Source organism: Gallaecimonas pentaromativorans (assembly GCF_003751625.1).
In the GTDB taxonomy this organism is placed as follows: Bacteria; Pseudomonadota; Gammaproteobacteria; order Enterobacterales; family Gallaecimonadaceae; genus Gallaecimonas; species Gallaecimonas pentaromativorans.
The window spans coordinates 1-24,058 of sequence record NZ_RJUL01000005.1 but is presented as its reverse complement, the minus strand read 5'-3'; the positions used below and the strand labels follow the sequence as shown (position 1 = coordinate 24,058).

22 protein-coding genes are annotated in these 24,058 nt (G+C 59.5%); 3 read left to right on the top strand and 19 right to left on the bottom strand.

Annotated features, from left to right (window positions below; all coding sequences use genetic code 11):
* Window positions 1-6: 6 nt before the first annotated feature.
* From EDC28_RS10015 to EDC28_RS10005, 3 genes are all read right to left on the bottom strand, one after another.
* Window positions 7-438 carry a regulatory protein RecX gene (locus tag EDC28_RS10015; protein WP_123421506.1) on the bottom strand — a complete coding sequence of 144 codons (432 nt, stop codon included), beginning with the start codon at window positions 436-438 and terminating at the stop codon, window positions 7-9.
* Window positions 439-449: 11 nt separating this feature from the next.
* The gene (gene recA / locus EDC28_RS10010; RefSeq protein WP_050658291.1) at window positions 450-1,499 is read right to left on the bottom strand and encodes a recombinase RecA; all 1,050 of its coding nucleotides are present in this window, start codon (window positions 1,497-1,499) and stop codon (window positions 450-452) included.
* Window positions 1,500-1,569: 70 nt separating this feature from the next.
* Complete coding sequence (locus tag EDC28_RS10005; protein WP_123421505.1) at window positions 1,570-2,082, bottom strand: CinA family protein; 513 nt, start codon at window positions 2,080-2,082, stop codon at window positions 1,570-1,572.
* Window positions 2,083-2,133: 51 nt separating this feature from the next.
* Between EDC28_RS10005 and mutS the strand changes: the two genes are divergently transcribed.
* Window positions 2,134-4,692: a DNA mismatch repair protein MutS gene (mutS, locus tag EDC28_RS10000; RefSeq protein ID WP_123421504.1), complete on the top strand. Its 2,559-nt coding sequence runs from the start codon at window positions 2,134-2,136 to the stop codon at window positions 4,690-4,692.
* Here the strand turns inward: mutS and rpoS are convergent.
* From rpoS to rlmD, 16 genes are all read right to left on the bottom strand, one after another.
* Window positions 4,689-5,660: an RNA polymerase sigma factor RpoS gene (gene rpoS, locus EDC28_RS09995; protein WP_050658288.1), complete on the bottom strand. Its 972-nt coding sequence runs from the start codon at window positions 5,658-5,660 to the stop codon at window positions 4,689-4,691. The genes mutS and rpoS overlap by 4 nt on opposite strands.
* Window positions 5,661-5,711: 51 nt before the next feature.
* Window positions 5,712-6,428, bottom strand: coding sequence for a peptidoglycan DD-metalloendopeptidase family protein (locus EDC28_RS09990; protein ID WP_244946569.1), 717 nt, complete (start codon window positions 6,426-6,428; stop codon window positions 5,712-5,714).
* Window positions 6,429-6,505: 77 nt separating this feature from the next.
* On the bottom strand, window positions 6,506-7,084 hold the full coding sequence (locus EDC28_RS09985; RefSeq protein ID WP_050658286.1) for a YqaA family protein: 579 nt from the start codon (window positions 7,082-7,084) through the stop codon (window positions 6,506-6,508).
* Window positions 7,081-7,719, bottom strand: coding sequence for a protein-L-isoaspartate(D-aspartate) O-methyltransferase (locus EDC28_RS09980; RefSeq protein WP_050658285.1), 639 nt, complete (start codon window positions 7,717-7,719; stop codon window positions 7,081-7,083). The genes EDC28_RS09985 and EDC28_RS09980 overlap by 4 nt, the downstream gene beginning before the upstream one ends.
* Window positions 7,720-7,743: 24 nt before the next feature.
* Entirely contained in the window at window positions 7,744-8,493 is a 750-nt protein-coding gene (surE, locus tag EDC28_RS09975) for a 5'/3'-nucleotidase SurE (protein WP_050658284.1), read from the bottom strand.
* Complete coding sequence (truD, locus tag EDC28_RS09970) at window positions 8,490-9,491, bottom strand: tRNA pseudouridine(13) synthase TruD (RefSeq protein WP_123421503.1); 1,002 nt, start codon at window positions 9,489-9,491, stop codon at window positions 8,490-8,492. The genes surE and truD overlap by 4 nt, the downstream gene beginning before the upstream one ends.
* Window positions 9,488-9,964: a 2-C-methyl-D-erythritol 2,4-cyclodiphosphate synthase gene (gene ispF / locus EDC28_RS09965; protein WP_050658282.1), complete on the bottom strand. Its 477-nt coding sequence runs from the start codon at window positions 9,962-9,964 to the stop codon at window positions 9,488-9,490. The genes truD and ispF overlap by 4 nt, the downstream gene beginning before the upstream one ends.
* 3 nt (window positions 9,965-9,967) lie before the next feature.
* On the bottom strand, window positions 9,968-10,654 hold the full coding sequence (ispD, locus tag EDC28_RS09960) for a 2-C-methyl-D-erythritol 4-phosphate cytidylyltransferase (RefSeq protein WP_123421502.1): 687 nt from the start codon (window positions 10,652-10,654) through the stop codon (window positions 9,968-9,970).
* Window positions 10,647-10,958, bottom strand: coding sequence for a cell division protein FtsB (gene ftsB, locus EDC28_RS09955; protein WP_050658280.1), 312 nt, complete (start codon window positions 10,956-10,958; stop codon window positions 10,647-10,649). Before ftsB ends, ispD begins: the two co-directional genes overlap by 8 nt.
* A gap of 65 nt (window positions 10,959-11,023) precedes the next feature.
* Window positions 11,024-11,698: a glutathione S-transferase N-terminal domain-containing protein gene (locus tag EDC28_RS09950; protein ID WP_123421501.1), complete on the bottom strand. Its 675-nt coding sequence runs from the start codon at window positions 11,696-11,698 to the stop codon at window positions 11,024-11,026.
* A gap of 78 nt (window positions 11,699-11,776) precedes the next feature.
* Complete coding sequence (locus tag EDC28_RS09945; protein ID WP_148049833.1) at window positions 11,777-12,475, bottom strand: hypothetical protein; 699 nt, start codon at window positions 12,473-12,475, stop codon at window positions 11,777-11,779.
* A 52-nt stretch (window positions 12,476-12,527) separates the two neighbouring features.
* Entirely contained in the window at window positions 12,528-13,823 is a 1,296-nt protein-coding gene (gene eno, locus EDC28_RS09940; RefSeq protein ID WP_123421690.1) for a phosphopyruvate hydratase, read from the bottom strand.
* A gap of 59 nt (window positions 13,824-13,882) precedes the next feature.
* The gene (locus EDC28_RS09935) at window positions 13,883-15,520 is read right to left on the bottom strand and encodes a CTP synthase (protein WP_123421499.1); all 1,638 of its coding nucleotides are present in this window, start codon (window positions 15,518-15,520) and stop codon (window positions 13,883-13,885) included.
* 126 nt (window positions 15,521-15,646) lie between these two features.
* A complete protein-coding gene (mazG, locus tag EDC28_RS09930) occupies window positions 15,647-16,426 on the bottom strand; it encodes a nucleoside triphosphate pyrophosphohydrolase (protein WP_123421498.1) in 780 nt (259 codons plus the stop codon).
* Entirely contained in the window at window positions 16,423-18,603 is a 2,181-nt protein-coding gene (gene relA / locus EDC28_RS09925) for a GTP diphosphokinase (RefSeq protein WP_050658275.1), read from the bottom strand. Before relA ends, mazG begins: the two co-directional genes overlap by 4 nt.
* The gene (gene rlmD, locus EDC28_RS09920; RefSeq protein ID WP_170164083.1) at window positions 18,603-19,907 is read right to left on the bottom strand and encodes a 23S rRNA (uracil(1939)-C(5))-methyltransferase RlmD; all 1,305 of its coding nucleotides are present in this window, start codon (window positions 19,905-19,907) and stop codon (window positions 18,603-18,605) included. Before rlmD ends, relA begins: the two co-directional genes overlap by 1 nt.
* 87 nt (window positions 19,908-19,994) lie before the next feature.
* Between rlmD and barA the strand changes: the two genes are divergently transcribed.
* Both barA and EDC28_RS09910 read left to right on the top strand, forming a co-directional pair.
* Window positions 19,995-22,691 (top strand): two-component sensor histidine kinase BarA, encoded by a 2,697-nt coding sequence (gene barA / locus EDC28_RS09915; protein ID WP_123421496.1) that lies wholly within the window; start codon window positions 19,995-19,997, stop codon window positions 22,689-22,691.
* A 418-nt stretch (window positions 22,692-23,109) separates the two neighbouring features.
* A complete protein-coding gene (locus tag EDC28_RS09910) occupies window positions 23,110-23,940 on the top strand; it encodes an undecaprenyl-diphosphate phosphatase (protein WP_123421495.1) in 831 nt (276 codons plus the stop codon).
* Window positions 23,941-24,058 lie beyond the last annotated feature (118 nt).

Genomic DNA, 24,058 nt, shown 5'->3' with positions numbered 1-24,058 from the left:
TTGTCTTCAGGCGCGTTCTACTTTGGCTAAAACGGCGCGGATCTGCTCAGGAGAAAAGCCCCTGCTGGACAGATACCGGGCCCTTTTCGCCCAGTCTTTCGGGCTCGTGATGGCGGCGTCGCGAAATCGCCTATTATAGGCAGCTTGTGCCTGTTCGAACCAGTCGAGCTGATCGTCCGCAAGGACCGCTTTGGCGATGTCATCGGGGATGCCTTTCTGGAACAGTTCGGCCTGGATGCGCTGGGAACCATATCCCTTTTGCAGCAGGCGTCGAACGGCACTTTCGGCATAACGGTAATGATCCAGCAAGCCTTGCGCAAGCAGCTTGTCGATAAGGGGCTGGATTTCAGAAGAAGAAAAGCCCCTGCGGGCCAGTTTATCGGCCAATTCGCGGGGGCTGTGTTCTCTAAGGGCAAGCAGCCGAACGGCTGCTTGCATCAGGTTGTCACTCAGAGTTCGTCTCCCTCGACGAGGGCTTCGCTGACTTTCTCATCGGTGGCACCGGTGCCGGGAGTCACCAGCAGGGCCTGGCGGATCTTGCCTTCAATCTCGGCAGCAATATCTTTGTTTTCCAAAAGGAATTTAACGGCATTGGCTTTACCTTGGCCAATCTTGTCGCCCTGGTAGCTGTACCAGGCACCGGCTTTGTCCACCAGCTTCTGGGATACACCCAAGTCGATAAGCTCGGCTTCTTTGGAAGTACCAGCACCGTACATGATCTGGAACTCAGCCTGTTTGAAGGGCGGCGCCACTTTGTTCTTCACCACTTTGACACGGGTTTCGTTACCCACCACTTCGTCCCCTTCCTTCACCGAGCCGATGCGGCGGATATCCAGGCGCACCGAGGCGTAGAACTTAAGGGCGTTACCACCGGTGGTGGTTTCGGGGTTACCAAACATCACGCCGATCTTCATCCGAATTTGGTTGATGAAGATACACAGGGTGTTGGATTTCTTGATATTGGCGGTGAGCTTACGCAGCGCCTGAGACATCAGGCGAGCCTGAAGGCCCACGTGGCTGTCGCCCATTTCGCCTTCGATTTCCGCTTTCGGGGTCAGGGCAGCAACGGAGTCGACAATCACCACGTCTACGGCGCTGGAGCGTACCAGCATGTCGCAAATTTCAAGGGCCTGCTCACCGGTATCGGGCTGGGACACCAGCAGGTCGTCGACATTCACGCCAAGCTTGCGGGCATAGATTGGGTCCAGCGCGTGTTCGGCGTCGATAAAGGCGCAGGTTTTACCTTGCTTCTGGGCTTCGGCAATGACTTGCAGGGTCAAGGTAGTTTTACCGGAAGACTCTGGCCCGAAGATTTCAACAACACGGCCAAAAGGCAGGCCACCAATGCCAAGGGCAATATCCAGGCCCAATGAACCGGTGGATACGGATTCAATGCTCAGCACCTGGCTATCGCCCATCCGCATGATGGAACCCTTACCAAACTGGCGCTCAATTTGACCCAGCGCTGCTGCAAGGGCTTTCTGTTTGTTGTCGTCCATTTCCGGCTCCAAAGATCCGCAAGAAGAGTGAATTCAGTTGCAGGGAAGTATACTGTATGACCGTACAGTATCAACCCCTGTCTACGGGGATTTTTTCCAAAAGCCCGGTTAAGGCCGCAAAAACGGCTTGTAACCGCACCGCCTGGCGATCGCCTGTAAAGTGAAAGCACCGGCTTTCACACTCTTTGGCCGACGCCCAGGCCATCCACACTGTGCCCACCGGTTTGTCCGGGCTGCCGCCGTCGGGCCCGGCAATACCGCTGGTGGCCACTGCCAGGTCGGCGTTCGCCTGTTGCCGAGCGCCCTCTGCCATTTGCACCACAACCGGCTCAGACACGGCGCCAAACTCCGTGAGGTTATCTTCACTTACCCCCAAGCGCCGCATTTTGGCGGCGTTGGCGTAAGTGACAAAAGCCTCGTCAAACCAGGCAGAAGAGCCGGCAATGTCGGTGATAGCTCCAGCGATAAGGCCACCGGTACAAGACTCGGCGCTACTCAATTGCACCCCGGCAGCCTTGGCGGCTAAGCCGAGCCTGGCGGCTAGCTGATGAATTTCATCCCAGGTAGGAGTGTGGGCTGGCATTTTGGTAGACTCTCGAACAGTCAAATTCAACGTCATTATCTAGACCTGCCCATGCCCTCGCAACCATTGGAATCCCATACTCCCATGATGCAGCAGTACCTGCGCATCAAAGCCCAGCATCCAGATGTGCTGCTGTTTTATCGCATGGGAGATTTTTACGAGCTGTTTTTCGATGACGCCAAAAAGGCGGCCGCCTTGCTGGATATCTCCCTGACCGCCCGCGGCCAAAGCGGCGGCGAAAAAATCCCCATGGCCGGGGTGCCCTACCACGCCGTGGAAGGTTATCTGGCCAAGGTGGTGGCCATGGGCGAATCGGCGGCCATTTGCGAACAAATTGGCGACCCGGCCACCTCCAAAGGGCCGGTGGAGCGCCAGGTGGTGCGCATCGTTACTCCCGGTACCGTCAGTGATGAAGCGCTGTTGACAGAAAAACGCGACAACCTACTGGCCGCGGTATTTGGCAAGGATGGCCGCTTTGGTTACGCCACCCTGGACATCACCTCTGGCCGTTTTCTGGTGTCAGAGCCGGACGGCATTGACGATTTAAAAGCCGAGCTGCAGCGCACCAACCCGGCTGAGCTCTTGTACCCGGAAGACTTTGACACCAGCCTCCTGGGTGAGCGCAAGGGCCTGAGGCGCCGCCCGCTCTGGGAGTTTGATCTCGATACCGCCCAGCGCACCCTCACCCAGCAGTTCGGCACCCGTGATTTGGCCGGCTTCGGTGTACAAGGCGCCAAGCGTGCCCTGGCTGCCGCTGGCTGCTTGCTGCAATACCTCAAAGACACCCAGCGCACCGCCCTGCCCCACATTCGCGCCATCAAACTGGAAGCCGAAGACGAGGCCGTGGTGCTGGACGCCGCTACCCGGCGCAACCTGGAGCTGACCCAAAGCCTGGCGGGCAGCACCGATAACACGCTGTTTTCGGTGCTGGACCGCTGCGCCACCCCCATGGGCTCGCGGCTTTTGGGACGCTGGCTGCACCGGCCGCTGCGCAGCGTCGAGGTTATCGAGGGGCGCCTTGATGCCATCGATTATTTAAACCAGCAGCTCCTGGACGGCCAGCTTCGCGAGTTGATGAAACAAGTGGGGGATCTCGAGCGGGTGATGGCGCGGGTAGCGCTGCGATCGGCACGGCCGCGGGATCTGGTGCGGGTACGTACGGCACTGGCGGTAATGCCCGAGCTTGGCGAACTGCTCAGTGGCAGTCAGGGGCGCCTTGCCGCCCTTAAAGGCCACTGCGCGCCGCAGCCGGAGCTGCACGAGCTGCTGCAAAGTGCCATTATCGACAACCCACCGGTGCTCATTCGTGACGGCGGCGTCATTCGCCCCGGCTACAACAGCGAGCTGGACGAATACCGGGCGCTGTCCAAGGGCGCCACCGATTTTCTCGAGCATATTGAGGCCAGGGAGCGCCAGCGCACCGGCATCAATACCCTCAAGGTCGGTTTCAACAGGGTTCATGGCTACTTTATCGAGCTGACCCGGGCCCAGTCGCACCTGGCCCCCACCGATTACCAGCGCCGCCAGACCCTGAAGAACACCGAGCGCTACATCATCCCCGAGCTCAAAGAGTACGAAGACAAGGTACTGACTAGCCAAGGCAAAGCTCTGGCCTTGGAAAAACAGCTTTATGAAGCGCTGTTTGACCAGTTGCACCCGCAACTTGAAGCGCTGCTGCGCCTGGCTGATGCCTGCGCCGAGCTGGACCTGCTGGCAACCCTTTGCGAGCGAGGCCAAAGCCTTAACTATTGCCGCCCTGCCCTCAAAGCCGAGCGCGGCATTCGTATCGATGGCGGCCGCCATCCGGTGGTGGAAGTGGTGCTGGACAGCCCCTTTATCGCCAACCCGGTGGCGCTCTCCGATGCCAAGCAAATGTTAATGGTAACCGGCCCCAATATGGGCGGTAAGTCGACCTACATGCGCCAGACCGCCCTTATCACCCTGCTGGCCCATATCGGCAGCCCGGTGCCAGCCGAGAGCGCCGAGATTGGCCTGGTAGACCGCATCTTTACCCGTATTGGCGCCGCCGATGACTTAGCCTCGGGGCGCTCCACCTTCATGGTGGAGATGACCGAGACCGCCACCATCCTCAACAACGCCACCGAGCGCAGCCTGGTGTTGATGGACGAAATTGGCCGCGGCACCTCCACCTACGACGGCTTGTCCCTGGCCTGGGCGGTAGCGGAATTTTTGGCTCGTCAAAGCCGCAGCCTTACCCTCTTTGCTACCCATTATTTTGAGCTGACCGCCCTTGCCGAACAGTTAGACGGGGTGGATAACGTGCATCTGGATGCAGTGGAGCACGGCGATACCGTGACCTTTATGCACGCGGTGCAAAGCGGCCCGGCGTCAAAGAGTTTTGGCTTGCAGGTGGCGCTATTGGCCGGGGTGCCCAAAGCCGTGGTCAAAGCGGCGAGGCAAAAACTGGCAGAGCTGGAGAGCCACACACCGGTGGCTGCGGGGCAGGCGCCCCAGCCGCGGCAAATTTCCCTGGCCCTAAATGAAGAACCGGCTGTTGTCAGCCGGCTCAAATCGTTGGATGTGGATGCGCTATCTCCAAAAGAGGCCTTGATGCTGCTCTATCAGCTAAAGGAAGACGCCGGTTTTTAATCGCTAAACAGCGCTTCGGCGTTCAAGCCCTCCTGAAACAGGCGCTCTTTCAGGCGCCTTAACGCCTCTACCTGGATCTGGCGAACCCGCTCGCGGGTGAGCCCGATCTCATGGCCTACTTCTTCCAGGGTTGCCGGCTCATAGCCCAGCAAACCGAAGCGCCGTGCCAGCACTTCCCGCTGTTTGTCGGACAACTCGTCCAGCCATTTCATCAAGCTGGCGCGGATATCGTTGTCTTGCAGCTCATACTCGGGGCCCATTTCCTTTTCGTCGGCAATGACGTCCAGCAGGGCTTTGTCCGAGTCGCCACCAATGGGGGTATCCACTGAGCTGATCCGCTCGTTCAGGCGCAGCATTTTGGCCACGTCATCAACGGGTTTATCAAGCTTGGTTGCGATTTCTTCAACGGTGGGTTCGTGGTCCAGCTTGTGGGCCAACTCGCGGGCGGTGCGCAGGTAAACATTAAGTTCTTTGACCACATGAATGGGCAGACGGATGGTCCGGGTCTGGTTCATGATGGCGCGTTCGATAGTCTGGCGGATCCACCAGGTAGCGTAGGTAGAGAAGCGGAACCCCCGCTCGGGGTCAAACTTTTCAACGGCGCGGATCAAGCCCAGGTTGCCTTCTTCAATCAAATCCAGCAGGGCCAGGCCGCGGTTGTTATAACGGCGTGCAATTTTTACGACCAGTCGCAGGTTACTTTCGATCATGCGTTTGCGGGATGCATCGCAACCTCGCAGCGCTTTTCGTGAAAAAAAGACTTCTTCTTCCGCGCTGAGTAGCGGCGAGAACCCTATTTCACTCAGATACATCTGGGTAGCGTCCAGGCTCTTTTGGAAATCTTCTCCTAAGGTGATTTCCTCTTGCTGGTCTTCCACTTCTTCAGTAGAAACTTGGGCTTCCTTGTCCATGACTTCAATATCGTCCATGTCATGGCTATCTTGCTTCTCAGATTTTTTGCGGGCCATAAAGCCTCCTGTCAACTCGTTGTCGAACACTCCGCTATTTGATCATTGTTGTTATCCTCGTTTGGGTAGTTTTAACAGCGGGTTAATGGCTTCTCCCCGGCGGCGGATCTCAAAATGGAGTTTCACGCCATTGGTGCCGGAATCACCTTTGCGGGCAATCAATTGCCCTGCTTTAACCCACTGTTGCTCCTTGACCAGCAGTTCATCGTTGTGCGCGTAGGCGCTAAGGTACTCATCGTTATGTTTGATGATGATGAGTTTCCCGTAACCCCGCAGCGCACTCCCCGCGTAAACCACTTTGCCTGGAGCGGCAGCAACTACAGAGTCTCCCCTGTTGCCGTCGATGTCTAGACCTTTGTTGCCTTTTTGAGCATCAGAAAAGCCTAAGATCACCCGGCCTGTTGTCGGCCAACGCCATGAAATCCCTGGGCTGGCCGAAGAAGATGTAACTTTTTTGTTAACACCTTGATTTCGACTGTACTGATCCGCTATCGGCTTAGCAATCGTTTTCTTGGGATTTTTTGAGCTGCTCTGCACCGGATGCCTGACGACTTTGGCAGGGGCTGATGACAACTTGATGATTTGCCCCGGATAAATGGTGTAAGGCGCGCGAATATGGTTACGGGCGGCAAGCTCCCGGTAATCCATACCGGCGCGAAAGGCGATGGAATAGAGGGTATCGCCGCGGGTTACCCCGTAGCTGCTGCCGCGAATGGGGTCGTAGTTGACCACCTGCACGGCAGCTTGTTCGGTGGAAAGGGAGATCACGGGGGCCGGCCTGTCGGCAGTACATGCCGACAGTAGCAGGGTTAGAAAGAGAACAACCAGCAGCCCGCGCATAACCCCTATCTGAGTATCAGGTAAGCCGCGACCGCCAGGAGCACGGTGGCCCATCCCAGCCAGTCGATGTAGTGGCGCAGTTTTTCTTCCATGCGCGCCCCGCCCAGTTTCATCAGGCCGGCCACCAGGAAGAACCGGGCCGCCCGGCTGACCAGAGACATCAGCATAAAGGGCAGAAACATCATTTGCATGACACCGGCCGTCACCGTGAAGAACTTGTACGGCAGCGGTGAAAAGCCAGCCAGCAGCACTATCCACAGCCCATATTGGCTGAACCACTGCTGCGCCTTAACGAGCTGATGGTCATACCCCACCCAGTGGATAAAGGGCTGCACCACCGGCTCGAACAGCAGCCAGCCAAGGGCAAAACCCACGGCACCGCCGAGAACCGAAGCCGCCGTGGTTAACAAGGCAAAATGCCAGGCCTTTTGAGGCTTGGCCAGGGACATGGGCGCCAGCATCACGTCCGGCGGAATGGGCCAAAAGATGGCCTCACAAAAACTCATGGACACCAGGTAACGCGAAGCGTGGGGGTGCGCAGACCATCTGAGCACCTTGTCGTAGAGCACCGAAAATATTTTCACAAAAGGCTTCCAGAAATCAGGGGCACGAAGCGCACCCACTCTACATCGTCCACGGTATAGGTTTGGCCCTGGCGGGTGATCACCTTGAGCAGCTGCTGGTCGTCCCCCACCGGAATAACCATCACCCCGCCGTCGGCCAGCTGCGCCAACAGGGCGTCAGGGATGGCGCTGGGGGCGGCGGTTACGATGATGCCGTCAAAGGGGGCTTTGGTTGACCAGCCCTGCCAGCCGTCGCCGTGCTTCATCTGCACGTTGTGCAGATCCAGCCGCTGCAACCGCCTGCGAGCCTGATATTGCAGGTTCTTGATGCGCTCGACGCTGAACACCTGCTCGCAAAGTTGTGCCAGTACTGCGGTTTGATACCCCGAGCCGGTGCCAATTTCCAGCACCCGGCCCAAAGAGCCGCCCCTGAGCAGCAGCTCGGTCATGCGCGCCACAATATAAGGCTGGGAAATGGTCTGGCCTTCCCCTATGGGCAAGGCGGTGTTGTCGTAGGCCTTATGGCCCAGCACATCGTCCACAAACCAGTGCCGAGGTACGGCGGCCATGGCGGCCAGTACCCTTTCATTACAAACACCTTCCTGACGCAGCTGGGCTGTCAGGCGGGTGCGTGCTCCTGCGCCGTCGTTGGCCATAGTCTCCCTTTACGTGCTTGAGGGTTAAAGGTCTTCCAGCCAGCTGGCCATGGGGCTTAGCATCCGGTGCGCAGTCAGGTCTATCTGCAGCGGCGTCACCGAAATGCGGCCCTGGCTCACCGCATGAAAATCCGTCCCCGGGCCGGCGTCGGCGCCTTGCCCCGGCGGGCCCAACCAAAAAATGGGCCGCCCGGCAGGGTCGGCGGTGCTGACCATGCTCTCGGCCCGGTGCCGGTACCCAAGGCGGGTGACTTCCACGCCGCGATACTGGGTTTTTGGAATGTCCGGCACGTTGATATTCAAAATGTGCATCGGCGGCAAGGGGTGCTGCTCAAGCCGCCCGACAATGCGGGCCGCGATGTCGGCCGCGTCTTGGTAATGCTGCAAGGTGCGCCCCACCAGGCTCACCGCCACCGCCGGCAGGCCAAGGTGGCGCCCTTCGGTGGCGGCGGCCACCGTGCCCGAATAGAGCACGTCGTCCCCGAGGTTGGCCCCGGCGTTGACGCCGGCCACCACCAAATCGGGTTGCCAATCGCTGAAAAGACCATTGATGGCAAGGTGTACGCAGTCGGTGGGGGTGCCCTTGACCGCCCAAAAGCCGTTTTCAAGCTGCTGGGCCCGAAGCGGGTTTTCCAGGGTCAGGCTGTTGGAGGCGCCGGAGCAGTTGCGATCCGGCGCTACCACCCGCACTTCGCCAATCTCGGCCATGGCTCTTGCCAGGGCCGCTATACCAGGGGCGTGAACGCCGTCGTCGTTACTGACCAGAATTTTCATGCTTGGGCCTCAGTGCGGCGCTCGGGCTCCGCCAGTTCGGCCACATTGGCCAGCAGCGCCGTGGCAAAACTGCCGGTAGGCAGGGTAAAGCCGAGGGTAAGGTCCTGGCCCTGCCATTGCCAGCTGATGGCAGGCTTTAGCCACAGCGGACGGCGGTCACTACTGGCAAGGCGCTCCAGGCCTTCGGTGAAGGCGCCGTGCTCGGCGCAGGCTTCAAGCTCAAGTGCGGCGGCTTCTTCTAGAGGTTTCACCCCGCCCCGGCCCCACAGCGGGCCGGTAAGCTGCACATCGCCTTCATCGAGGCGTTGTTGCAGGCTTGTCAGCTCGGCCTCTTCGGCCACAAACACCGAGTGGGAGCCCGCCAGCATCAGCACGTCACCAAGGATCACGGTGCCCATCAGCCCTTTGGCCTGGCGATGGGCGGCAACCTGGTTGAACAGCAAGGAGCGGGCGGCGGAAATGGCCATGGACTGGCGCGGCTTTTTCATGCGTTTGCCGGCCAGTACTTCCTCAAACACCTTGAGGTTGCGGTCATCGTGACCAAAACGCTGGTCGCCAAAAATATTGGCAAAGCCGTTGGCGGCAATGGCGCTCAAGGCCTCCTCGGCCTGGGCTTGGTCTGACACTTCCCGCAGCACAATCTCAAAGCGGTTGGCCTTGTGGGTGCCAATGCGCAGCTTCTTGTTGTGGCGGGCGGTCTTGAGAATTTTCAGCTCGTCGCTCTCGATGGCAGACAAGTCCGGGTCTTCTTTACCCGGCAGCCATACCGACAACCACTGGCGGGTGACGGCGTGGCGGTCTTTAAGGCCAGAGTGGGACACGTCCCGCTCTTTGAGGCCACAGGCCTCGGCCAGCAGTTTGGCAGCCCACTGGGTGTTCATGCCACGCTTTTCAATCAGCACAAAGAGGTGCTCGCCTTCGCCGCAGGGTTCAAAGCCCAGCACTTCTTCGACAAAAAAATCTTCGGGCTGGCTTTTAAAGAGGGCGGTAACACTCATAGGGCTTTCTCCAGCAATACCACCGCTTCCACGGCAATGCCTTCTTGGCGGCCTACAAAACCGAGCTTCTCGGTGGTGGTGGCCTTAACGTTGACCTGGCCGGTTTCGCAGGCCAGATCGCTAGCAATGGTGCTGACCATGGCGCTGATATGGGGCGCCATCTTCGGCGCCTGGGCCATGATGGTGACATCCAGGTTGCCTATCCGGTAGCCCTTTTCGGCCACCAGACCTGCCACATGGCGTAGCAGCACCCGGCTGTCGGCGTCTTTGAAGGCGGCATCGGTATCGGGAAAATGGCGGCCGATATCGCCAAGGGCCACGGCCCCCAGCAGGGCATCGGCCACGGCATGCAGCACCACGTCGCCATCGGAGTGGGCCACCAGGCCAATAGGGTGTGGCACCACCACGCCGCCAAGGACGAGGTCGCGCTCGGCGCCAAACTTGTGTACGTCAAAACCATGGCCAATGCGCATGGGTTACTCCTGTTGGCTAAGCAACCAGCGGGCCAAAGGCAGGTCCGCCGGTTCGGTGATCTTGAGGTTGTCGCTGCGGCCTTTAACCAAGGTTACCGCCAGCCCCAGGCGCTCAACGGCGGAGGCTTCGTCGGTAATGCTGGCCCCTTCACTCAAGGCCTCGCCAAGGGCTTGGCGCAGCAGCGCGGTGGGGAAACACTGGGGGGTGAGCGCCCGCCACAGGTGTTGGCGCGGCACCGTTTCTTCGATGCTATGGCCATCGGCAGACCATTTCACGGTATCCACCACCGGCAGCGCCAATATGGCGCCCTGCCCGGCTTTGGCCTTGGCTACCAACTGATTGACATCGGCTTCGGTAATCAGGGGCCGGGCCGCGTCGTGCACCAGCACCCAGGGGGCAATATCGGGGTTAACGGCATTGAGGCAGGCCAGCACCGAGTCGGCCCGCTCTTCACCGCCAATCACGGTGCGAAGCCGCGGGTGTTGGGCCTGGGGCAGCTCGGCAAAGTAAGGGTCGTCTTCGGCCAGGGCCACCACCACTTCGCTGATAACCTCCATGGCCAGCAGCCGGGCCAGGGTTTCACCGAGAATGGCGTTGTCGGTCAGTTGCAGATATTGCTTGGGCTTGCCCGCGCCCATGCGTTTGCCAATACCGGCAGCGGGCACCAGGGCGACCAGTTTGTCAGTCATTGTTATCGGCCGATCCGTTTTTGTCGTCGTACTTGGATTGCAGAACCCGGTAGAAGGTCTCGCCATCACGGATCAGGCCCAGCTCGTTGCGGGCACGTTCTTCTACCGCGGCCAGACCTTTACGCAGATCCTTGACCTCGGCGTACATCAAATCGTTACGCTTTTTCAGTTCGGCATTCTGGGTTTGAATGCGGGCGATATCCGCCTTGAGTTGCCAGTGATCCTTGAGGGCGTTGTCGCCAAACCAGAGGCGGTATTGCAACATCCCCAGGAGCACCAGGAGCACTATTGCCAATCGAGCCATGCTGTCTCCTGTCTGTCCTGGGGTCCTATTATGGTGGGCACCAGCCCCTTTGGGAATGCCTAAGCTCAGTCAAAAGCGCAGACATTCAGCCCTTTTTGGCTGGCCGGGCGGTTTTTGCAGCGCTCGTACCAGGCCATCACGGTGGGGAAGTCGTCAAGGCCGATGGCCTGGTAACCGTTGTAGCCCCAGTCCAGGCAGCCCACCCAGGGGAAGGTAGCGATATCGGCAATGCTGTACTCGCTGCCCATGATGAACTGGCGCCCTGCCAGGCGTTTTTCCAAAACCCCCAGCAAACGCCGGGCCTCGTTGCGGTAACGGTTGACCGGGTAAGGGTCCTGGCATTTGTCGGCGGCGTACTTATAGAAGTGGCCGAACTGGCCGAACATGGGGCCGATGCCGGCCATCTGGAAAAAGACCCACTGAATACATTCGATGCGCTCGCTCGGATCCTTGGGCAGCAACTTGCCGGTCTTCTCGGCCAGATACAGCAAAATGGCGCCAGACTCGAACAGCTTCAGCTCACCGCCGGGGCCGTCCGGGTCGACAATGGCAGGAATTTTGTTGTTGGGGTTGATGGCCAGGAACTGCGGGTCGAACTGCTCATCGTCACCGATGCGAACGGTATGAGCCTCGTAGGGAATGCCCAGCTCTTCAAGGGCGATGGACACCTTCTGGCCATTAGGCGTAGCAAGGGAAAATAGCTGAAGACGCTCGGGGTGGTTGATGGGCCACTTTGCCATGTCGTGCTCCTTATCAAAATGCCGGTTGAAACCTTGCCGAGGGTAACACCGGGCATGGCCCACGCCTACCCTGGCGCCTTAGCCCTGGTGTTGGCGCTTTTTGATAAAGGATTGAAAATCAGGGCCTTTGTCTTGGCAAAGGCTGCTTGAAAGCCAGCGGGTCTCCTTGCCACCCACCACATCCACCTCCTGCAACAAGGCGCACTCGCCATGGGGCCCACGGTATAGCCGCTGGCCGCCGCCAAGCTCAATGATCTGCGGCTCGTTTTTCTTTACCTTCGGCCTTGGCAGGGCGTCGGCGCCGGGCTTGGCGCTGTCCAGCCATTGCTGCTGGCGCTGCTGCTGAAGGCGCTTAAGGCTGCTCTCAAGCTGCTGGCCAAAATCCTGGCCGCCGCCTTCTTGGCGGGCAAAAGGGTCGGCCGGCAAGGTGCCGCTGCGGCTGGCTGCCGGTTGTTGCCCAGGCGCCGTACTTTGCGCGCCGCTACTTTGGTTGCTCCCTGCCGCTGGCAATACCGTTTCACTGGTGTGGTCCTTTTTCACTACGGCATTTGGGTCCTGGCCGGCATCGCTGCTTTGCGCCTGGGGTTTGGGGGGCGTAAAGATAAGCTGGGCCGAAATAGGGTGGCCGCTAGGCGGCGCTGGCACCACAGGCAAAGAAGGCTTAACCAGCCACAGCAGCAACAGGTGCAACCCCAGCGCCAGGGCGCCAAAAAGCCCATAGCCCTTTAAGGCCGATGGCTGCGCCTGAGGTTTGTCTGGTAGGGATGGAGACTGCATGCTGTCCATAAAAAAAGCCGCCCGTAGGCGGCTTTTATATCATTGTTTTTGCTTACGCCTGACCTTTGATTTCGCTCAGGCCGCGGTAAGGAGCATCGGCGCCCAGGCGCTCTTCGATGCGCAGCAACTGGTTGTACTTGGCAACCCGGTCGGAGCGGCAAAGAGAACCGGTCTTGATTTGGCCGGCAGCAGTACCGACGGCGAGGTCGGCAATGGTGGCATCTTCGGTTTCGCCGCTGCGGTGCGAGATAACAGCGGTATAACCGGCGGCCTTGGCCATGGCAATGGCTTCCAAAGTCTCGGTCAAGGAACCAATCTGGTTGAACTTGATGAGGATGGAGTTACCGATGCCTTTGTCGATACCTTCTTTGAGGATCTTGGTGTTGGTGACGAACAGATCGTCACCCACCAGTTGGATCTTCTCGCCCAGCTTCTCGGTCAGCACTTTCCAGCCAGCCCAGTCGGACTCGTCCAGGCCGTCTTCGATGGAGACGATGGGGTATTGTTCGGTCAAACCGGCCAGGTAGTCGGCGAAACCTTCGGAGCTGAAGGATTTGTCCTCACCGGCCAGCACGTATTTGCCGTCTTTATAGAACTCGGAGGCAGCGCAGTCCAGGGCCAGGGTCACGTCTTTACCCAGCTCGTAACCGGCGTCGGACACCGCTTGCTTGATAACGGCCAGAGCATCGGCGTTGGATTTCAGGTTAGGGGCAAAGCCGCCTTCGTCACCTACAGCGGTGTTCAAGCCCTGCTTTTGCAGCACCTTTTTTAGGCTGTGGAAAATTTCGGCGCCCATGCGCAGCGCTTCGCGGAAGTTGGGGGCAGACACCGGCTGCACCATAAATTCCTGGATATCGACGTTGTTGTCGGCATGCTCGCCACCGTTGAGGATGTTCATCATCGGTACCGGCATGGAGTACACACCCGGGGTGCCGTTCAGTTCGGCGATCCAGGCGTACAGCGGTTTTTTCTGGCTGGCGGCAGCGGCTTTGGCGTTGGCCAGGGACACAGCCAGAATGGCGTTGGCGCCCAGCTTGGCTTTGTTGTCGGTACCGTCCAGTTCAATCATGGCGGCGTCGATGGCGGCCTGTTCCAGGGCGTTTTTACCCAGCAGGGCGGCCTTGATGGGGCCATTGATGTTGGCAACGGCGGTCAGCACGCCTTTGCCCAGATAACGGGCCTTGTCGCCGTCGCGCAGTTCCAGCGCTTCACGGGTACCGGTAGAGGCGCCTGAAGGGGCGCAGGCCAGGCCAATGCTGCCGTCGGCCAGGTGGACTTCGGCTTCAACAGTGGGGTTGCCGCGGGAATCCAGAACTTCGCGGGCAATGATGTTGGCAATAGTGGTCATCTGATTGCTGTCCTTCTTGTAAAAACAAAGGCCGTGCCCATCGGCACGGCCCATTGAAATCAGGCTTTTTGCTTATGGCCTTCCCAGGCCGCCTTCACAAAGCCGCCAAAGAGCGGGTGCCCGTCCCGTGGCGTTGAGGTGAATTCGGGGTGGAACTGACCGGCCACGAACCAAGGATGAGAGGGGATCTCAATGATTTCAACCAGTTTCTTGTCGGCTGACAGGCCGGTAAAGGCCATGCCCGCTTTCTCCAGCTCGGGGCGGAACTTGTTGTTCACCTCGTAGCGGTGGCGGTGACGTTCGAAAATGGTGTCAGAGCCGTACAGGTCGTGCGCTTTGGTGCCAGGCAGCAGGTGGCAAAGCTGGCTGCCAAGGCGCATGGTGCCGCCAAGGTCGGAGGCTTCGCTGCGGGTTTCCACGGCGCCGTCTTCGTCCAGCCACTCGGTAATAAGACCTACCACCGGTGCCGGGGTGTCTTTTTTGAACTCGGTGGAGTGCGCGCCTTCGATGCCGGCCACGTTACGGGCAAACTCGATAAGCGCAACTTGCATCCCCAGGCAGATACCCAGGTAAGGCACCTTTTGCTCACGGGCATACTGGGCGGCCAAAATCTTGCCTTCTACGCCACGCTCGCCAAAGCCGCCGGGCACCAAAATGCCGTCGACGTTTTCCAACAGGCTCATGCCTTTGGTCTCGATGTCCTGAGAGTCGATGTACTTGATATGCACCGACACGCGGTTTTTAAGGCCAGCGTGCTTGAGGGCTTCGTTAACGGATTTGTAGGCGTCAGGCAGCTCAACGTATTTACCGACCATGGCGATGGTGATTTCGCCTTGGGGGTTGGCTTCCTGGTAAACCACCTGTTCCCACTCGGCCAGATCGGCTTCGGGGGCATCAAGATGGAAACGCTTGCAGACCAGTTCGTCCAGGCCCTGAGATTTCAGCAGCGCCGGGATTTTGTAGATGGAGTCCACGTCTTTGAGGCTGATAACGGCCTTTTCTTCGACGTTGGTAAAAAGGGCGATCTTGGAGCGCTCGGAGGCCGGCAGAGAAGCGCGGTCGGTACGGCACACCAGGATATCGGGCTGGATACCGATAGAGCGCAGCTCTTTAACCGAATGCTGGGTCGGCTTGGTTTTCACCTCGCCGGAGGCGCCCAGATAAGGCACCAGAGTCAGGTGCATGAACATGGCGTGGTCGCGGCCCACTTCGGTGCCCATCTGGCGGATGGCTTCGAGGAAAGGCTGGGACTCGATGTCCCCCACGGTACCGCCAATCTCAACGATGGCGACGTCATGGCCTTCGGCACCGGCAATAACGCGCTCTTTGATTTCATTGGTGATATGAGGAATAACCTGGATGGTGGCCCCCAGGTAGTCGCCACGGCGCTCCTTGCGCAGCACATCGGCGTAGATACGGCCGGTGGTGAAGTTGTTGCGGCGGGTCATCTTGGTGCGGATGAAACGCTCGTAGTGGCCCAGGTCCAGGTCGGTCTCGGCGCCGTCTTCGGTGACGAAGACTTCCCCGTGCTGGTAGGGGCTCATGGTGCCTGGGTCAACGTTGATGTAAGGGTCGAGCTTCATCATGGTCACTTTCAGACCACGGGCTTCGAGGATAGCGGCCAAAGAAGCGGCTGCAATACCCTTACCTAGGGAGGATACAACTCCACCCGTCACAAAGATGTAATTTGTCGTCATGTAAAACCTGAGCGCGTTAAGAAGTGGGGATCTTGGGACGGGAAGACATTATAGAGGAAAAGGGCGCTTTCTCACAATGCGAAGCACACATCAAAGCGCCCTTTTTCTCGGCGGTTAGGCCAGTGGCTACTCGCAGGCCTTTACCGCCTGCCAGTGCGCTTCAAGGCGCGCAAGGCCCTGCTCACTCATGGTTTCACCGGCCGCAGTCACCCGCTGCTCGATGGCCCGAAAGCGCCGTTCGAACTTGCCGTTGGCGCGGCGCAGCGCCGCTTCCGGGTCCAGTTTGAGGTGGCGAGCAAGATTGGTGACGGCAAACAGCAGGTCGCCCAGTTCGTCTTCCATGCGGTCGATGTCGCCCTTGGCCACCTCTACCTGTACTTCAGCGATTTCCTCATGGATCTTGTCAAACACCGGGGTCAGATCGTCCCAATCAAAGCCGACCCGGGCCGCCCGTTTTTGCAACTTGACCGACCGACTCAGTGCCGGCAGCGCCTTGGGCACATCGTTGAGCACCGAATCGCCCTGCCCTTTGCCTGCCCTTTCTTCGGCCTTGATGGCCTCCCAGTTGGCCTTGAGCTGTTCGCTGTTAGCCACCTTCTGCTCGCCAAACACATGGGGATGGCGGCGCACCAGTTTGTCGCTGATGGCTTTGGCCACCGCGTCAAAATCAAAGGCCCCCTCTTCCTTGCCGAGCTGAGCGTAGAACACCACCTGGAACAATAAATCTCCCAGCTCGTCCCGTATTTCGCCCCGGTCGCCACCATTGATGGCATCGGCCAGTTCGTAGGCTTCTTCGAGAGTGTGGGGCACGATGGAGGCAAAGTCCTGGGCCTGGTCCCAGGGGCAGCCGCCGTCGGGGTCCCGAAGGCGGTGCATGATATCGAGCAGGCGTGCTAGCTGGGTCATTTTTGGGTAATACGCTTGGCTTCAAAAACGTCGGGGATCTGGCTGATACGGGCCAGCACCTTGCCGAGGGTGTCGAGCTTTTGCAGGCTCACCTGCACCTCGATGGTGGCAACGTTGTTGTTGTAATCGGTGTGGCTGCGCATGGCCTCCACGTTGACCTTTTCGTTGGCAAGAATAACGGTGATGTCGCGCAATAGGCCGTTGCGGTCCGCCGCCTGGATACGCAGGGTGGCGCCAAAGCTCTGGCCCGGGGTGTCGCCCCAGTCCACTTCCACCACCCGCTCGCCGTGCTTGCGGGCCAGCTTGAGCAGCTCGTCGCAATCGGTGCGGTGCACCGAAATGCCGCGGCCCTGGGTGATAAAGCCGACGATGTCGTCCCCCGGCACCGGCTGGCAGCAACCGGCGATGTTGGTCAAAAGGTTGCCCACCCCCTGCACCACAAAGGGGCTCTTGCCGGCTTTGCGGTTACCAGAGGACTTTTGGTTGATTATCTCGGCAACTGCTTCGTCGTCGGTGACTTCCCGCTTGAAGTAGTGGCTGTTGAGGAAGTTAACCACCGGGTTGAGCTTGATGTCACCACCGCCGATGGCCACCAACAGGTCGTCGAGGTTGAGCATGTTGAACTTCTCAACCGCCACCTGGGCATGGCTCATGTCCAAATCGAGCCGCGCCAGCTCCCGCTCCAACACCTCGCGGCCAGCGGCCAGGTTTTTGTCGCGGTCAAGCTGCTTAAACCAGTGCTGCACCTTGGCCCGGGCCCGGCTGGAGCGCACGTAACCCAGATGCGGGTTTAACCAATCACGGCTGGGATTGGGCTCTTTGCCGGTGAGAATTTCTACCTGGTCGCCGGTTTGCAGCTGATAGGTAAAAGGCACGATGCGCCCGGAAATTTTGGCGCCGATGCAGCGGTGGCCCACCATGGAGTGAATGTTGTAGGCAAAATCCAAAGGCGTGGCACCGGCGGGCAAATCCACTACGTCACCTTTGGGGGTGAACACGTAGACCCGGTCTTCCACCACTTGGTGTTTGAGATCTTCGACGAGATCCCCGGCGTCGGCCATTTCTTCCTGCCATTGCAAGATTTTCCTGAGCCAGGCCACTTTGCCTTCCAGGCCAGCGTCTTTGCCGCCGGCGCCGCCTTCTTTATAGGCCCAGTGCGCGGCAACCCCCAGTTCGGCCTCGTCGTGCATGGCCTGGGTGCGAATTTGAATTTCCACCGTCTTGCCGGCCGGGCCCACTACCACGGTGTGAATAGAGCGATAGCCGTTGGGTTTGGGGTTGGCGACGTAGTCGTCAAACTCTTTGGGAATATGGTGATACTGGGTGTGCACCACCCCGAGGGCGGCGTAGCAGTCTTGCAGGCGCGGCACAATCACCCGCACCGCCCGCACGTCAAACAGCTCGTCAAAGGCAAGATGCTTACGGCTCATTTTCTTCCAGATGGAATAAATGTGTTTGGGCCGGCCATAGACCTCGCCGTTGATGCCTTCTTCTCTGAGCGCGCCGGTGAGGTTAGCCACAAAATCGCGGATGTAGTCTTCGCGGTCGATACGGCGCTCGTCCAGCAATTTGGCGATGCGCTTGTAGGTATCGGGGTGCAGGTAGCGAAAGGACAAATCCTCCAGCTCCCACTTGAGCTGGCCTATCCCCAGGCGGTTGGCCAGAGGGCCGTAGAGGTTGGCGGACGCCTTGGCCACCAGCACCCGGGTTTCTTCGTCGGCGTCTTTGACGGCGCGCAGCTCAACGATGGACTCGGCCAGTTTAATCACCACCGCCCGCACGTCGTTGACCATGGACAGCACCATGCGCCGCACTTTATCCACCTGGTTGGACGAAGCCGCCCCCTGGTGCAGGGTACGGATGGCGTCCATGTCCAGTACCGAGTCAAGCAGGTTGGCAAGGCCGGTGCCGTAGGTGTCTACCACTTGCTCATGGTCGAGGGTCTTGGCTCGGTAGGGTTGCAGCAACAAGGCGGCGAGCAGGGTGTCACCGTCCATGGCGAGATCGGAGAGGATCTCCACCATTTCCTGGGCGCCTGCGCGCTGGCGATCGTCGGCCAGCGCCTCACAGGCGAGCCGCAGCCGCGCCATATCCTGTTCTTTGACGTTCAGCGCCGACAACCACGTTTGGGTGTCTAGCGCACCTTGCCCTTGGTGTGTACCACGGATGGATACCATCACCCCTCCCGGATAAAAAGTGCCATCAACTCCACATGGGCGGTCTGACTGAACATGTCCATCAGCCCCAGTTGCACAAGCCGGTAGCCCCCGTCGATAAGCAAGGCGGCGTCGCGCTTCCATGTGGCAGGGTTACAGGATACATAGAGCACCCGGCCGGGACCAGAGCCCGCTGCCAACGCCTGGCAAAGCGCCTGGGCGCCGGGGCGGGCCGGGTCTAGCAGCGCGGCGTCAAAACCGCTGGCCAAAAGCGCCTGCACGGCGTCCGGGTCGTCAAGGTTGAGGGTCTGGGCATCGAGGTTATCAAGACCATTGGCCTTTGCGTTGGCCTGGTTGCGGGCGGTCATGGCCGCCACCCCTTCTACCGCCACCACCGCCTTGGCCCTTTTACAAAGGGGCAGGCTGAAGTTACCCAGGCCGCTGTAGGCGTCCAGCACCCGCTCGGTTTTTGTGGGGGCAAGCCAGGCCATGGCCTGGGCCACCATGGCGGTGTTGATGGCGCCGTTCACCTGGATAAAATCCGCCGGGCCCACGCCAAGGGCGAGGCCATCCAATGGATAGCCAAGGCTAACGGGGGCCTCTGGCCAGTGCTGGGCAATCGCCTCTTGCTGGGTGTAAAGGACCACGTCTTGGCTTTGGGCCCAGGCAATCAGCTTTTCTAGGTCACCTTTGGGCAGTTTGCCGGTCAGGCGCCAAAGGGCGGCGGTATGGGGCGGCAGGTGTAAAAGCTCCAGGTGCCCCAGCAGCCTGTGGCCCTTTAACATGGCCAGCAGTTCTTGCAAGGACGGCAGCAAGCGGGCCAGGGCCGGGTCGGCCACCTCGCAATGGTTGATGGGGATGATGTTTTGCGAGCCCACGGCGCGAAGGCCAAGCTGGCCCTGGTGGATAGCCAGGCGCATGGTGCGCCGGTAGCCAAAGGCAGGGCCGGTCAGGGGCGGCTGCCAGGCACCCACCTCGATGCCGGCGCGGCGCAGCTCGTCTTTTAAGGCCGCTTCCTTGTAGTAAAGCTGGCGCGGCGCCGCCAAGTGCTGCAACTGGCAACCGCCGCAGCGGCCCACGTAATCACAGCGCGGCGCAATACGCTCACTGCTGGTCTCAACACGCCCTTGCAGGCGGCCACTGGCTACCTTACCCTTGGCTGTCAGCCTCGCTGTTACCCGCTCCCCGGGTAAGGCTCCAGGCACAAAGCAGACCAGGCCGTTGCTGCGCCCCACCCCCTGGCCATGCAAATCCAGGCTGGTGATGGTAACTTCTTGAACAACAGACTGTTGTTGACGTTGCTTTGTGCGATAAATCTGTACCATTGTAACCCTTGGGGATTGGCAAAAGGCTGTGCCATTATAGCGGCGAGAATGGATGCTCATCTTTTGTAAAGGACGCTTGTCACCGGCATGACCAGATTTGGCCTACGCGCCTGGGTGTTAATACTGACCCTTGCCCCAACACTGCTGATCGGCACCCTGTTGGGCGGGTATTTTACCCTGCAACGTTATCAAGAGGTACTTGAACACCTCAAAGATAAAGGCATGTCGGTTGCCAACTCCCTGACCATTTCTGCCGAGGCCGGCCTGGTACTGGAAGACCGCGAGCAGCTCAAGCGGCTGGTCAGCGCCATGCACAGGCGCAACACCGAATTCATCAAAAACATCGCCATTTACGACAAGACCGGCACCCCCATGGTGTCGTCGACCTTTCATCGGGATTTCCCGCTGATGAAATTGCCCCCCGGCCAGCCCATTCCCCAGGAACCCACCTTTGCCTATGTGGAAGGGCGGCTGATGCTGCGGGCCCCCATTGTTGCCGACACCAGCTTTTACGCCAGCTATCGCGACAAGATTGACCCGGCCCACCCTATCCTCGGTTACGTCACCATCCAGCTGAACCAGGACGCCACCAAGCTCGAGCAATACGACGCCCTGTTCCGCACCTTGCTGATCGTCTTTATCGGCATCATGGTGCACCTGCTCTTTACCTGGCGCCTGTTAAAACACGTGACCGACCCCATCTCCAACATGGTGAGCGCGGTGGATCGCATCCGTGAAGGCAAGCTCGATACCCGGGTGCAAGGGGTGCTGATTGGCGAGCTCGATACCCTCAAAAACGGTATCAACGCCATGGCCAAATCCCTGGACGAATACCATGCCGACATGCAGCACAACATTGACCAGGCCACCTATGACCTGCGCATGACCTTGGAGCAGGTGGAAATTCAGAACATCGAGCTGGATAAAGCCCGCAAACGCGCCCAGGAAGCCAGCCAGGTGAAATCCGAGTTCCTGGCCAACATGAGCCACGAGCTGCGCACCCCGCTCAACGGCGTGCTGGGCTTTGCCCGCCAGTTGATGAAAACCCAGCTCACCCCCAGCCAGACCGACTACCTGCAAACCATCGAGCGCTCGGCCCAGCATCTGCTGGCCATCATCAACGACGTGCTGGACTTCTCCAAGCTCGAGGCCGGCAAGCTGCAACTGGACAACACCCCCTACTCCTTCCACGACGCCCTCTTTGAGGTGGTGGACATGATGGGCGCCAACGCCCGCGAGAAGGGCCTGGAGCTGTGCCTGCACCTGCCCACCGACACCCCCGACGCCCTGGTGGGGGATGCCCTTCGCCTCAAACAGGTGCTGACCAACCTGATGGGCAACGCCGTTAAATTCACCGCCCAGGGCGGTATTGATGTCACCATCAGCCACAGCTGCACCGACGACAGCGAAGAGTGCGAGCTCAAGGTCACGGTGACCGACACCGGGGTCGGCATCGACGCCAAACAGCAGCAGCACCTCTTTAACGCCTTTGCCCAGGCCGACGCTTCCATTACCCGCCGCTTTGGCGGCACCGGTCTTGGCCTGGTGATCTCCAAAACCCTGGTGGCGCAGATGAACGGCCAGATGGGCCTGGAAAGCCAGCTTGGCCACGGCTCCACCTTCTGGTTCTCGCTGCCGGTCAAGCGCGCCAACATGGTGTTCCACGATCCGCTACCCATGAAGCCGCTCAAGGACAAAACCTTGGTGCTGGTGGGCGGCAGCCGCCGTACCCGCCAGATGCTGAGCCTGCTGAACCAAAGCTGGCCCTTCGTGCTGAAAAACACCGACGACCCAACCCTGATGCCCGAAGCCGATTTCGTGCTGATAGACCGCCTCGAGCAGGTCAACCTGGCCGATCTGCTGCGCACCATGGACAAACCCGCCGGCGCCAAGCTGATTGGCCTGTCCAACCACGCCGACCCAAGGGTGCGTGAGCAGTTGATGCAACTGGGCCTCGACCAGTGCCTGGTTAAACCGCTGACCGCCCCAAGGCTGTACCGCGCTCTGGTGGGCGAGCAGGCCAGCGTCAAGCAGCAACCGGCCCTTAGCGCCCCCAGCGCTCTGGCTCCCCTGCCCCCCGGGCGCATCCTGGTGGTGGACGACAACGCCCCCAATCTGAAATTGATGGCGGCATTGCTGGAAGACACCCCCTGCGACGTCCACACCGCCACCAGCGGCATGGCAGCCCTTGATGCGGTAGAAAAATGGCCCTTTGACGCCATCTTTATGGACATTCAGATGCCCAACATGGACGGCGTTACCGCCATGACCCGCATCCGCGAAAAACTGGGCGACAAATGCCCGCCGGTGATCGCCGTCACCGCCCACGCCATGGCCGGCGAGCGGGAAAAACTGCTGGGCCAGGGCATGGACGACTACCTCACCAAACCCATAGACGAGCGCACCCTGCACGCCTGCCTGCTGCGCTGGCTGAGAAAGAACATCGTACTGGACTGGGAGTTGGCCCTGAGCCAGGCCGGCGGCCGCGAAGCCCTGGCCAAAGACATGATGAAAATGCTCATCGACTCGCTGCCCCAAACCCGCCAAGACCTAGAACAAGCCCTTGGCGGCAACGACGGCGAAGCCCTCTACCAAGTGGTGCACAAATTCAACGGCGCCCTCGCCTACACCGGTACCCCGCGCCTGAAAAACCTCGCCCACGAAATCGAAACCCAGCTTAAAAAAGGCGCCACCACCACCGAAGTCGAGCCGGAAGTGTTCGAGCTGATAGATGAGATGGATAAGCTTAATGAAGAAGTGGGGCGGCAAGGGGTGGTCGGATAATGGGGCTTGGCCCCAGTCACGTTGGATTGGCTAACGCCGCTAAATTGATGCTCTTGTTTCCCTTTCTAATCTAACTGAACGTCCCTTTATGCTGGCTCGCGAACCGGCAGGTAGAGAAACAGTCAGCGGCAAAACCATGTGGGCTCAAAAGCGAACATCAAACCGGCCATTGCCCCAGCCCTGGGCAATGGCAACGCCCCTTCCCCCACACCGCATAAACCTTAAAACAACCTTAATTTTCAGGTGCTTCTTGGTGATATCCCGCTAAATGAACCCTGCCTCACAGGCTGACGAAAAAGCCCGGCTGTGGCGCTTTGGCGGCAAGGGAACTTTGCTACTATCGGGCGCGACCAATAACCAGGCCAGCCACTGGCCATGACAACAAGGGCAGTCGCCCAAACCACAGAAGGAAGTACCGATGGAGTTGTGGGTTGCCGTTCAGGCGATAATTTTGGGGGTGGTCGAGGGGATCACCGAGTTTTTGCCCATCTCCAGTACCGGCCATCAGATCATCGTTGCCGACTTGCTTGATTTCACCGGCCAGCGGGCCATGGCCTTTAACATCATCATCCAGTTGGGGGCCATTCTGGCGGTGGTGTGGGAGTACCGCAGAACCATCGCCACCGTGGTGGTGGGTTTGCCAAATCGGGCCCCGGCCCAGCGCTTTACCGCCAACCTGCTGGTGGCCTTTTTCCCGGCGGTGATCCTGGGGCTGGCCTTTGCCGACGACATTCACAAGTACCTGTTCAACCCCATTACCGTGGCCACCGCCCTGGTGATTGGCGGCGTTATCATGCTGTGGGCCGAGAAGCGCCAGCACAGCATCACCGCCCCCAGCGTTGACGACATGACCTGGCAGCAGGCCCTGAAAGTGGGCTGCGCCCAGTGCCTGGCCCTTATTCCCGGCACCTCTCGCTCCGGCTCCACCATTATCGGCGGCCTGCTGTTTGGGCTGTCCCGTACCGCCGCTACCGAGTTCTCGTTCTTCCTGGCCATTCCCACCATGCTGGGAGCCGCAGTGTATTCGGGCTACAAGTATCGCCACCTGTTCCAGATGAGCGATATTCCGGTGTTTGCCCTGGGCCTGCTGTTCTCCTTTATCTTCGCCATGGTGGCAGTCAAGGCGCTGCTCAAATTCGTGGCCTCCCACAGCTACAGCGTCTTTGCCTGGTACCGCATCGGCTTTGGGCTGCTGATCTTGCTGACCTGGCAGTTCCACTGGATAGACTGGAGCAGTGCCAAGCCTTGAACGCAAAAAAGCCGCTCGATGAGCTAATGCTGATCAGTTAAGACCGATCGCTTGACTGATCCTCTAGTGATGGAAAAATCCGACATCTCCTTGGTGTCGGATTTTTTTATGCGTCTTC